Origin of the sequence: Armatimonas sp. (genome assembly GCF_043760365.1) — a bacterium.
Taxonomy (GTDB): Bacteria; Armatimonadota; Armatimonadia; order Armatimonadales; family Armatimonadaceae; genus Armatimonas.
In genome coordinates this window covers 1-11,192 of the sequence record NZ_JAYUPA010000677.1, presented here as the reverse complement: position 1 = coordinate 11,192, position 11,192 = coordinate 1, and the positions used below count along the sequence as shown (strand labels likewise).

Below are 11,192 nucleotides of genomic sequence, written 5' to 3'. Positions count from 1 at the left end.
GCCGCTACCCGGACACGCAAAAGCCCAGCGGACACTTTGACTTCTCGGCAGCACGCGTGCGCCAGAGCATAGACGAGAGCCTGCGCCGCCTTCGAACCGACCAGCTCGATATCGCTCTGTGCCATGATATTGAGTTCGCCGAGGACTTTAATCAGATTCTGGAGGAGACGCTCCCGACGCTCCGGGAGTGCGTGACGGCGGGGAAAGTACGCTTTGTGGGTGTGAGCGGCCTGCCGCTAGCGATCTACCCTAAAGTGTTAGAGAGGTCAAATTTAGACGTTATTTTAAGCTACTGCCATACATCACTCAATGATAATAGTCTCTGGGATTTAATCCCTTACTTAGATGAAAAATCGGTCGGCGTGATCGGCGCGTCTCCGCTCGCTATGGGCCTGCTCTCGAACTCCGGCCCGCAGCCCTGGCACCCCGCACCCGAAGCGCTCCGGCTTGCCTGTCTTGAGGCACTGGCCTGGTGCAAAGCAAACGACTTCTCCCTGGCGGAGCTCGCTGTGGCCTGGACACTCCAAAACGCACCGGTTGCGACAACTCTGGTGGGGATGACAAGCGAGGAGCAAGTGCGCCAGAACGCTGCTGTCGTGGGAACCGTGCCCGATCCTGAGGCTATTGCGGCCCTTCAAACCATTCTCGCGCCCGTCCAGCGCCTCACCTGGCCCAGCGGGAAGTTCCACTAACTTGCGTGTGTCGGCCTGCTCCAGGAGAGAATCCCCTCGGGCTGGTGCTACAATGCGAATGCTATGAGAAATTCTATTTTTACTGCCACGCTTCTTGCGTTTCTTCCTGCTGCCACGTTTGCACAGCCACTCACCGCCGAGGCCAAAACCAAAACGCTGGAGACACTCCAGCAAGCCATCGCCCGCCGCGCCTTTGTGCCTGGCGTGGACTTCAGCAAGCTCCCCGCCGCGCTGGAGAAACGCCGCCCCGAGCTGGATAAAGCCGAGGACATGCGTGCCTTCTCCAACACCGTTAACCTAGCCCTGCGGGACTTTGGCATCAGCCATATTCGGCTCATGACCCCAGCCAACGCCCTGCAGCGACGCACGGGCCAAGCGACCGGCTTCGGCCTGGCGATGCTCCCAAGCGCCGCTGGTCTGACAGTCTCTACACTCGCTCCAGGCAGCCACGCCGCCGGAATCGGACTCGCGGTAGGCGATGTGATCCTCGAAGTCGAGGGCCAGCCAGTGACAAATCCCACCAGCGTAGATCAAGACGGCCGCGAGACCAGCCTTCTGACCATCAAGCGCAAGAGCGATGGCGCTCAGAAACACATGATGCTTTTGCGCAAGCCCTACTCCACTGACCGCAAGCCCACCCTCACCTGGCCCGCGCCGGGCGTGGCCCGCTTCACGCTTCCCAGCTTCACCCGTGGCTATAACCCGACCGAAGTCGAGGCGCTCTTTGCACAGGCAGCCAAAGCGAAAGCACTGATCGTGGATCTACGCAGCAACGGCGGCGGGCTGGTGAACAACTCCGCGCACCTTCTCTCGCTGCTACTGCCTCCGGGCACCCCAACCGGCAGCAGTGTGACCCGTGAGATGGCGGCGGAGTACAAAGAAAAGACCGGCAAAGACGGCACCGATCCGATTGAAGTGGCCAAGTGGAAAGGCCCCACCCGCAAAACTACGACACGCAAAATTGCTCCCTACAAAGGAAAAGTCATCGTGCTCATCAACCGTGGCTCCGCCAGTGCCAGCGAGATCGTCTCGTCGGTGCTGCGAGAGGAGCGCGGCTCCAAGCTCGTGGGACTTCCGTCGGCGGGTGCGGTGCTGACCTCGATCTTCTTTCCTCTGCCCACCGGCTTTGAAGTCCAGCTCCCGCTCAGCGACTACATCACCCCGCGCGGTGTTCGCTTAGAGAAGAATCCCATCAAACCCGATGTTGAAGTTGCCAGCGCGACTCCGACAAAAGACGAGGGCACGGACCCGTGCGTGGTCGCGGCGCTCAAGGCTCTGAAATAGGTGTGCCCGTATCCCCACCCCAAAGGCTATGTCTGCGCCCGTGCCCACGAGCCGATTGTCATTGATGGCGACCTGACAAAGCCCGTCTGGCAGAGTGCGCCGTGGAGCGATGACTTTCTCGACATCGAGGGCGAAGCGGGGCCCGCCCCACGCTTTCGTACCCGCATGAAGATGCTCTGGGACGACACGTATTTTTATATCGCCGCTGAGCTGGAAGAGCCCGATATCTGGGCCACGCTTACCGAGCACGACTCCGTGGTCTTCTACGACAACGACTTTGAAGTATTTCTGGACCCCGACGGCGACAACCACGACTACGGCGAGTTTGAGATGAACGCGCTGAACACCACGTGGGATCTGCGCCTGCCCAAGCCGTATCGCGATGGGGGCCCGGCGCTCAATGAGTGGGAGATCGAGGGCATAAAAACCGCCGTGAAAGTCTTTGGCACCCTGAATGATGCCCGAGATCGTGACCATGGCTGGACCCTAGAGCTTGCCCTGCCCTGGAGCGGCCTCAAAACCCTTCAAGGCGGCGACTGTCCCACTATCGGACAGCAGTGGCGGGTGAACTTCTCACGGGTCGAGTGGGATATCGAGCCTGTGGATAACTTCCCCTACCCTGTGGATAACTCGACTTTGCCTGTGGATAACTCCGGAAAAGTGCCCGCGCCGTACCAGAAAATCCCCAGCACGCCCGAGCACAACTGGGTCTGGAGCCCCCAGTGGGCCATTGACATGCACCGCCCCGAGTTCTGGGGCTATGTCCAGTTCGAAGCGACTGCGGATGCCCCGTTCCGCGCCGATCCCGAGTGGGAGACCCGCTGCCACCTCATGGAGCTCTACCGCGCCGAAAAACGCCCTGAAGGCTGGAGCGCCACCCAGGGAAACCTCATCGTCACCCACGACTCCCGAATTCGCCCCGCCGGTTGAAAACCGGCGTCTGCAGTGGCTTCGTTCCTCAGCCGCAAAGCCCGTTCCGGGCTACAAGTATGCCTTCCTTCGCGAAGCCGGAGGGGGTGGCCGAGTTCCACGAGGCTGGGGGAGGCTAGCCCGGCACGGGCTTCGCGGCCGAAGGCCATTGCAGACGCCGATTTCCAATCGGCGGCAAGAAACGCCTCTTGACAAGCACCACAATCACCGATATTCTAAATATGAACACGTTCAATTAAAGAATTAGGGAGTCTGTGATGCTTGCCGAGAAAGTGATCCTCTACGACGATAGCTGCCCGCTGTGCCAGCTCTACACTGAGGGCTTTGTGCGCCTTGGGGTACTCCCACGGGCGGGGCGGGTTGCGTTTGGACAGGCTCCCAAGCAGTGCCCCGAGATCTTTGGAAAGCTGGATGTCGAGCGGGGACGTGTCGCGATCCCGCTGGTCGACCGCACGACGGGAGAGATTCTCTACGGCCTGGATGCGCTCTTTCTGCTGATCGGGCATAAGGCGGCGTGGCTCCGGCCCATCTTGCGCCAGCGCTGGCTCAAGGCCACGATCTGGCCGATTTATCGTCTACTTTCTTACAACCGCCGCCAGATCGCCGGGTGCGAGCCGCTCACAACTTTGTTTGACTGCCGCCCAGAGCGGCACGTGGGCTGGCGGAGCACTTGGCTTATGATTGCCACCATGGGCTGGCTGGTGAGTGTCACGGCGCACGCGCTGACTCCGGTTCTTGCCATTGCCGTGCTTCAGCTACTGGGAGGGCTTTTTGCGGCGCGGCGTGGCTGGGACGCGCTAGGCTCGTTTGCCACCAACTGCCTGGTCTTTGCGATCCTGCTGGCCCTGCTTCCCTGGTGGCCGGTTGCTCTTGCCATCACGTTGCTCGACTTGCGCCGCCGAGCGTGGGTTTTTCGCGTACAATGACAGCATGAAACGTCTGGAAACGATTACTCAGGAGCCGATCTACACCGACACTCCCTTCCCCGAGTGTCACGCCTCCACTGTGGCGCTGTGTGGCAAGACTCTCGTGGCGGCCTGGTTTGGCGGCACGCACGAAAAGCATCCCGATGTCGGGATCTGGCTCTCGCACAAACCTTTGAGGAGTAAGAGTGCCTGGAGTGCGCCGGTTAGAGTCGCCAAAGTGGACGAGACAGCGCACTGGAACCCGGTACTGTTCTACGGGCCGGACAAAACTCTGCATCTTTGGTTCAAAGCGGGGCCGACCATTCCGCACTGGAAGACCTGGACAACCACTTCAAGAGACTCGGGCAAGACCTGGAGTGCGCCCCGTGAGCTGATCCCTGGCGACGATACCGGCGGACGCGGGCCGGTAAAAAACAAGCCGATCTTACTCTCGGATGGGGCGCTGCTTGCCGGAGCATCGAGTGAACAAGGCACCTGGGAGGCGTTTTTCGACCGCTCCTCAGATAAGGGCAAGAGCTGGCAGCGCACGACGAATCTAGACCGCACCGCGCTGGGGGAGAAACACGGGATTATTCAGGCAACCCTCTGGGAATCCGCGCCCGGAAAGCTCCACGCGCTCCTACGGTCCTCATGCGGCTACTGCCCCCGCACGGACTCCGACGATAATGGCCGCACCTGGAAACCGGTCTACGACTCCAAGCTACCCAACAACAACAGCGGGATTGATCTCGCGCGCCTCCCCGATGGCACGCTCGCCCTCGCCCACAACCCCGTGGTCGGGAACTGGGCCGCACGCACGCCACTCCGAATCGCCCTCTCGTTTGATAATGGCATCACCTGGCCCAGCTTTGTGGATATCGAGACCGAGCCAAAAATGGAGTTCTCCTACCCCGCCATCATCCCCCTCGGCAAGAACGAGCTCGCGGTTACCTACACCTGGAAGCGAAAGCAAATCCACTTCTGGCACGGCAAGCTCGTTTAGCGCAGCGGAGCGCTGCTGGTATCCAAATCGGGTTTGGTGGTCCAGCGGGGCTTCCAGCCGGGCTTCTCGATCTTGGTGCGCAAGAGAATCGTATTGTCTAAGTCTAGATCGCGGCTCCAGATAAACTTTGCGCCCTCAAAGTTGTAGTCGTAGTAGGGTTTCTTGGGGTTGACGCGCTCGTTGGTGTACTCGGTGGCACTAGCCCACTTGCTGTCGTCGAAGCTGGGCAGAAACCAGCCCGCGGGGATAGGCTCATTTTTCACGGGTGGGCCGGAGAAAATCGTCTTGACTTTCCACTTTGCGTCCGTCACTGTGCCATCACTGAACTTCATCACGAAGCCACCATCGCCCACATAATCACCGTACTCAAAACCCGTCTTGGGATCGGCGTTGTCCTTGGCGATCACCGCGACTGTCATCGGGTACTCGGGCAAGATACTGATATTGACGACATTGTGGGGAAGAAAGTCAATCGGATCAACCGCGACTAGCTTGCCATTGATGTACAGGGCAAACCAGTTGTCGGCGTAGACATTGGCCTGGATCGTGTCAGACATCTCAGGCTTGATAATGCCTGGTTGCCCGCCCCGGCGCGGCGGCTGCGCAATCGCAAGCGCGGCGGCGCCAACAAGGGCACCAACAAGATAGGGAGCGTATTTTTTCATGGGTTTTGTGACTGCCTTTCATAGGAGACATTGAGTACTGAGGTGGCCAGAATCTTGCCCTTCATCGCGGCCAAGAGCGCATCGCGTGTCACGCCTCGACTTGCGCTGGAGTCTGGCTTTACTTCATCCGAGAGGGCGTAGACGGTCAGGATGTACCACTTCTTCCCTGGCCCCTGCGAGCACGGTGGCGCGTACTGGGCACGCCGGTTGACCGTATTGACTCCCCGCTCCCCAATCGCTCTATCGTTTAGGGGAACCGTCTTGGTGGCCACAGGGATATTGTAGATCACCCAGTAGACATGCGGCTCCTCAGTCTCGCCGGGAGGGTAATGGTGCATGATCACGGCAAAAGCTTTGGTTCCGGCGGGCGCATTCTTCCACGCCACCGGCGGCGAGCTACTACTCCCATCACAGGTGTAGTCCACGGGTAGGCTTCCGCCATTTGCCACCACAGAACTCGTGAGCTGAAAATCGCCCGGTTTGGCGGGGATGATCTCTGGGGCAGCCGACTCACGCCGTCCGTCACGCTGCCCCCCCCCTCCGCCTCCGCGCTGGCGTGACGGGTAGTTAATGGTCACCGCCTTGCCTTCAGGGTTGATGTAGTCGAAGGTGTAGCTTCCATCAATCTCCTGCCGGTAGTTGATCTTGCAGGTAAAGCCCTGGATGGTGTAGGTCAGCGCGTAGCTGCCCGGCTTGGGCTGGGAAAATGCCGTGATCTTCGCCCCACGCAGCGGTGGGGTATCGGGGCGGACGCTCTGAGCACGCGGCTGCGGGTCTACCTGGCCCTCAATTTCCGTCACCTCGCCATGGAAGCCACCGTTCAGATAGGGGTAGGTCTTGGTCGCGTGGTAGTGATAGCCCAGCGCAGGAGTCTCGTGGCCATTGAAGGCATCGAGCTTACCGACCGGCTTGCCCCCCGCCTCCAACAAACCATAGAGGGGATAGCCATCCAGCGCGTAGCCGATGGGCTTGTCCGGCCCGACCGTTTTCTGCAAGCTCACCGGTGCGATATGGTAGTGGTAGTCGTCGGCGCGGCCACAGTGCCCGCCAAACTCATCCAGCTCCCCAATCAAAAACGAGTCGGCACCACGGTTATTCAGAGCATTGAAGATCGGAATCCCATTGGCCGCCAGGGCTATCGCGCCCCGGAAAAAGTGCGTCTTCGCTGAGAGCGGGTTGGCGGCAGGCACGGGTCTAAGCGGAACACGCCACGCATTGCTCCCGGTGTAGCTCTGTGGAAGCGGCACTTGCTGCTGCCAGCTCGTGATGCCCACCATCATCGGGTGATCGGGCAAGCCATCGGACTCCACGTAGAGATAGCGCTCGTCCCAGCGCGTTTTGACCTTGGGTGCAAACGCCACAAAGGCCAGCGCTGCCGCCGGACGCTTCGCACTTGTACTGGCTTGCCGCGATTCTGTCACTTCCGCAAGCAAGCTCGCGTTGAGCTGCTGAATCCGCGCCGTGATCCCCTGGGCATAGCGCTTGTCACGGGGCGCGAGCTGGCTCAGTGGAATCGCCGTCAGCCCCCGTTTCCCCTGCACATAGACCGTGTCTTTACGGGCGTGCGAGAAGGTGCCGGTCACGGTCTCGCCTGTCGCCTGGTTGTGCCAGGTACGCCCCGAAGTTGCTAGGGGGAGGTCATGTTCGTGCCCTCCCGGATGCGCATGGGCAACGATGCTCCCTAGGCAGCAAACCAACACGAGCAGTACTCCATGGATTCGTCTCATGAGCTTATGAAACAAGAAATTTATGAAGCAGGCATGAAGACCACAGGGATTTTTGCATTATGCCCCCGCCCCCGTCGCGGCGGCAATCACGCTCTCGGGGTTGGCTTCTTCGCGGCTCAGCTCGCGCACGAGCTTGCCCTCGCGCATCACCAGCACCCTATCGGCGAGGGCGAGGACTTCAGGCAGATCGGAAGAGATCAACAGCACCCCAAGTCCCTCCCGTGTGAGCTTTTGAATTTCGTCGTGGATCAGCGCTTTAGCCCCGACGTCCACGCCACGCGTGGGCTCATCGAGGATCAAGACTGTCGGATTGGTCGCCAGCCACTTTGATAAGACAACTTTCTGCTGGTTCCCTCCCGATAGCTCCGCGAGGCTCTGCTCCACACTCTGGCAGCGCACCGCGAAGCTCTCTCGCCAGCTCTGTGCCAACTCCCGCTCTTTTCCCGGCGCGAGCCAGGCCCCGCTGAGGCTTGCCAGACTCGTGTTCTGCCAGATGCTCCAGGGCAGTAGCGCACCTTGAAGCTGCCGATCCTCGGGCACCAGCGCGAGGCCGCGCTTCATTGCGTCACCGGGATGTTTGATTTGTACTCGCTCACCATTGACCAAGATCTCGCCCGAGTCCAGCGGCAAGAGCCCAAATAGCGCCCGTGCCACTTCCGTGCGCCCCGCGCCCACCAGCCCGGCCAGCCCAACAATCTCCCCTGCATGCACGGTCAGCGAGATGTCCGAAAACTTCTTGCGCCGCGTGAGCTTTCGGGCTTCGAGCAAAACCTTCCCCTCGTCGCTTGCCGGAGAGGGGTGGCTGAGGGACGAAGCCGGGGAGAGGTTCCGCCCGACCATCTTGCGGAGCGTGTCCGGAACACTGGTCTGGCCAATGGGCAAGTCCGCCTCGACAACTTTTCCATCGCGCAAGACGGAGATACGTTCGCAGAGCGAAAAGACTTCCTCCATTCGGTGCCCGATAAACGCCAGTGCGCAGCCCTCAGCCTTGAGGCGTGCGATAATCTCCGCGAGCCGTGCCACTTCTCCAGGAGTGAGTGAGGCCGTTGTCTCATCGAAAATGAGTACTTTAGCGTTCAGCGAGAGCGCCGCCGCCAGCTCAATCATCTGCCGGTCCGCCACCGAGAGCCCACGCACGGGCGCTTTGGGATCGAGCGCAACACCCAGAGTGTCGAGTAATCGCTTGGCCTCGTCGTTCATCGCTTTCCAGCTCACCAGGGCTTTTGTGCCTGGCTGCCGCCCGATGAAGATATTCTCCGCCACGCTCAGATCTGGAAACGTCTGCGGCTCTTGCGGAATCAGTGCCACGCCGTGCGCCGCCGCATCGCGCGTCCCGGAAAAGTGCACCTGCTTGCCGCCACGCTCCAGATGCCCCGCCGTCGGCGCATGCACTCCGGCGAAGACCTTAGCGAGCGTGGACTTGCCCGCCCCATTCTCCCCAACCAGTGCGTGCAGCTCCCCCGCATGCAAGGCCACGGAGGCATTCTCCAACACGGTGACGCCTCCAAACGCCTTGCTCACCCCAACACTACGAATAACAATCTCGCTCATTTTACTCTAGCTCTTCTCACTTTGTGGTGTTACGATTACGGTGTCTGTCCGAATCGCCTCAATTGCCTCTTCTAATGCATGCCAGAGCCGCCGGAACGAACGTGAACGTTGGTGCACTAACTCTATATCCAAAAGTTGCGTGAAGGTGGGCTGATCTATTGGCTCATTATAGGCACGTCCCTCGGGAAGCCAAGACTTGAGTTCCCCCTTGCCATTGTAGGACTCCACATCGTCGCGAGGCTCAATCGCCTCCGAGAGTACCGTACCTTCATCGAGTCGCTGTCCACGAAGCGTTTCCGCACTGGCAAGAATCCAGTTCTCATACATACGCTTGGCGGCAACAATCACAATTGGGCAGTGAACTAGCGACTGAAGGCGGGCCGAAAAATCGCGTGGCCTCTCTAGAGCGCACTCTCTATCAGCATCCACGAGAACCAGAATCGCGCCACAGTCCCGGCGTGTTGCAGCGGCGCGTACAAACCGCTCAATCCCTCCGGGCTTGGTCAGGTTTCCTACACCATTCGCATTGAGAGGCTGATCGGGAAAAATATCGTAGCATTGCTGAGCACGAAGAATCTTAGAGAGTAAGTTTGGTAATGCCTTCACTTCCCCAAGTCCCTCCACGATGGGGACAATCTTAGGCATCGCTATCATCCCGCCAGAGTCCTTCGACACGCAATAAGTCACCGAGAGAGAATAATTCCTGGTTCAGCACCTCGCGTTGGTGCGCCCCCAACGGCCCTATCTTCGTCTGCCCCTCCACGCTCTCCACCACTCGAATTTCATCCGCAGAAAAGCAGGAGATCAAGTCCGGGCTCTGCGTGGTAATAATAATCTGCCGATCCTTCGATGCCTCACGAATCACATTTGCGAGCACTTCCAGGTACTCAGGGTAGATAGAAATCTCAGGTTCTTCGATAATGAGTGTTGTATGTTTTTTATACGGTATAGCTAAAATTTGATAGAGAGCACAAAGAATTCCTAAGAGCCGAACTGTACCATCCGATTCTTGTTTTAAATTCCTCCAAGTTCCATCTGAATGTTGAATTTCAGGCGCGAGATTCCCTGCTGATTTTGACATACGAATATCAGTGACTGTTGGTACGATCAATTTAAGAAAAGATAATATGCCTCCCTTACTGGAACTAGCATAAAGACTAAATTCAATCATCTTAAATAATATCTGCCTGTTTTCGATCAAGAAAAATTCTTGATGATTCTGCATTTCATTACCTCTATCATTCTGGACACTTCTCATTTCTTCAGAAGATACATCAAATATTTCAACACCTCTGAGAAAATCCATAAGAACACGGTACTCATGACTGTGACGAGACAAGTCCATTAGCAATGCACTTGATGAGGACACATTCATACCACTCGTAAACAGTTGAATTTTAGGTTCTTCAATTAGCACACCATTAGTTGTCATATAAGAGTCAGTAAAATCGCCAGGCATTCCTACTGGGGATCTCGTTTCAAGCGGCTCTACGGTATATATCTTTCCCTGTTCATAAATTAAGTTACTGTGCATATCTAAGGAGAAGTGAAGCATACCTCTCAATGGCAAACGAGGCTCTTCAACTTCAATTCCAATCTGAAGCATTTCTTCTACTAACGCTGATGAAAACCGCAGTCGCTCCATTCCTTGGCGTTTTCCTAAAGCCTCACTGAAGCTAGTCGTTAGCGCATCACGAACGAAACCCAATACATCCACAAAGGCACTTTTTCCCGCACCGTTCTTTCCAACCAGAACGGTGAGTGGGCCTAGCGTGACATCAATATCAGCGAGACTACGGAAGTTCTTGGCGCGAACCCGAGTTATCATGGCAGCTTTACCGTAAACGTGTAAGTCCCTGAGCTGAGGTTCTCGGTCTTGCCGGGGAGCTCTAGCCGAGCCGTGGTGTTGGCGGGGATGGTGACATTCACCGTGGCACTGCCGCCGTTTTTCTTCCAGCTTGCCGACACTTTGCCACGGATTGAGTCGTAGCTGGCGCTGGCGTGATTGAGGGCGGTGTTGAAGCGCGGCTTGATGGTGAGCTTCTTCCAGCCGGGGCCGTCGGTGTCAATTCCCACGAGGCCCGTGGTGAGCCATTCACTGACGCAGCCGAGCCAGTAGTGGTTGAAGCTGTTCATCCCCGGGCTCTGGAAACCTTTCTCCGGCGTCCAGCCGTCCCAGCGCTCCCACATGGTCGTGGAGCCGAGCTTGACTTGATACAGCCACGACGGGTAGTCGTCGTTGAGGACAAGCTGATTGGCGAGATCGGCGCGGCCGACACCATCGAGGGCGACGAGTAGGACCGGTGTCCCGATAAAGCCGGTGGCGAGATGGTTCTTCTTCGCGGCGAGCAGCGCTTCAAGCTGCTTCTGCGCCCCGGCTCGCTTCTCTTTGGGGAGTATGTCCCAGCCCAGCGCCAGCGCGTAGAACGTCTGGG

General features: G+C 58.3%; 11 protein-coding genes. 5 read left to right on the top strand and 6 right to left on the bottom strand.

The genetic code is table 11. From position 1 onward, the window contains the following. The 5 genes from ACH2EH_RS15800 to ACH2EH_RS15780 all read left to right on the top strand — a co-directional run. A partial coding sequence (locus ACH2EH_RS15800; RefSeq protein WP_395143045.1) for an aldo/keto reductase occupies positions 1 to 692 on the top strand: 692 nt, incomplete at its 5' end. Between the two features lie 63 nt (positions 693 to 755). Continuing rightward, positions 756 to 1,976, top strand: a complete 1,221-nt coding sequence (locus tag ACH2EH_RS15795; protein ID WP_395143043.1) for a S41 family peptidase — start codon at positions 756 to 758, stop codon at positions 1,974 to 1,976. Next, positions 1,977 to 2,906 carry a carbohydrate-binding family 9-like protein gene (locus ACH2EH_RS15790; RefSeq protein ID WP_395143041.1) on the top strand — a complete coding sequence of 310 codons (930 nt, stop codon included), beginning with the start codon at positions 1,977 to 1,979 and terminating at the stop codon, positions 2,904 to 2,906. Positions 2,907 to 3,160: 254 nt separating this feature from the next. Then, complete coding sequence (locus ACH2EH_RS15785; protein WP_395143039.1) at positions 3,161 to 3,832, top strand: hypothetical protein; 672 nt, start codon at positions 3,161 to 3,163, stop codon at positions 3,830 to 3,832. Positions 3,833 to 3,836: 4 nt separating this feature from the next. Further along, the gene (locus ACH2EH_RS15780; protein WP_395143037.1) at positions 3,837 to 4,814 is read left to right on the top strand and encodes an exo-alpha-sialidase; all 978 of its coding nucleotides are present in this window, start codon (positions 3,837 to 3,839) and stop codon (positions 4,812 to 4,814) included. On the opposite strand, the gene ACH2EH_RS15775 is transcribed toward ACH2EH_RS15780, so the two are convergent. The 6 genes from ACH2EH_RS15775 to ACH2EH_RS15750 form a co-directional block, all read right to left on the bottom strand. Further along, entirely contained in the window at positions 4,811 to 5,479 is a 669-nt protein-coding gene (locus ACH2EH_RS15775) for a hypothetical protein (RefSeq protein ID WP_395143035.1), read from the bottom strand. The genes ACH2EH_RS15780 and ACH2EH_RS15775 overlap by 4 nt on opposite strands. After that, on the bottom strand, positions 5,476 to 7,206 hold the full coding sequence (locus ACH2EH_RS15770; RefSeq protein ID WP_395143033.1) for a YHYH protein: 1,731 nt from the start codon (positions 7,204 to 7,206) through the stop codon (positions 5,476 to 5,478). Before ACH2EH_RS15770 ends, ACH2EH_RS15775 begins: the two co-directional genes overlap by 4 nt. A gap of 57 nt (positions 7,207 to 7,263) precedes the next feature. Further along, complete coding sequence (locus ACH2EH_RS15765) at positions 7,264 to 8,757, bottom strand: sugar ABC transporter ATP-binding protein (RefSeq protein WP_395143031.1); 1,494 nt, start codon at positions 8,755 to 8,757, stop codon at positions 7,264 to 7,266. A 6-nt stretch (positions 8,758 to 8,763) separates the two neighbouring features. Beyond that, positions 8,764 to 9,402 (bottom strand): DUF4276 family protein, encoded by a 639-nt coding sequence (locus tag ACH2EH_RS15760; protein ID WP_395143029.1) that lies wholly within the window; start codon positions 9,400 to 9,402, stop codon positions 8,764 to 8,766. Continuing rightward, positions 9,395 to 10,585 (bottom strand): AAA family ATPase, encoded by a 1,191-nt coding sequence (locus tag ACH2EH_RS15755; RefSeq protein WP_395143027.1) that lies wholly within the window; start codon positions 10,583 to 10,585, stop codon positions 9,395 to 9,397. The genes ACH2EH_RS15760 and ACH2EH_RS15755 overlap by 8 nt, the downstream gene beginning before the upstream one ends. Beyond that, positions 10,582 to 11,192 (bottom strand): alpha-L-rhamnosidase C-terminal domain-containing protein (locus ACH2EH_RS15750; RefSeq protein ID WP_395143025.1); only part of this gene is annotated, 611 nt, incomplete at its 5' end. The genes ACH2EH_RS15755 and ACH2EH_RS15750, both read right to left, overlap by 4 nt.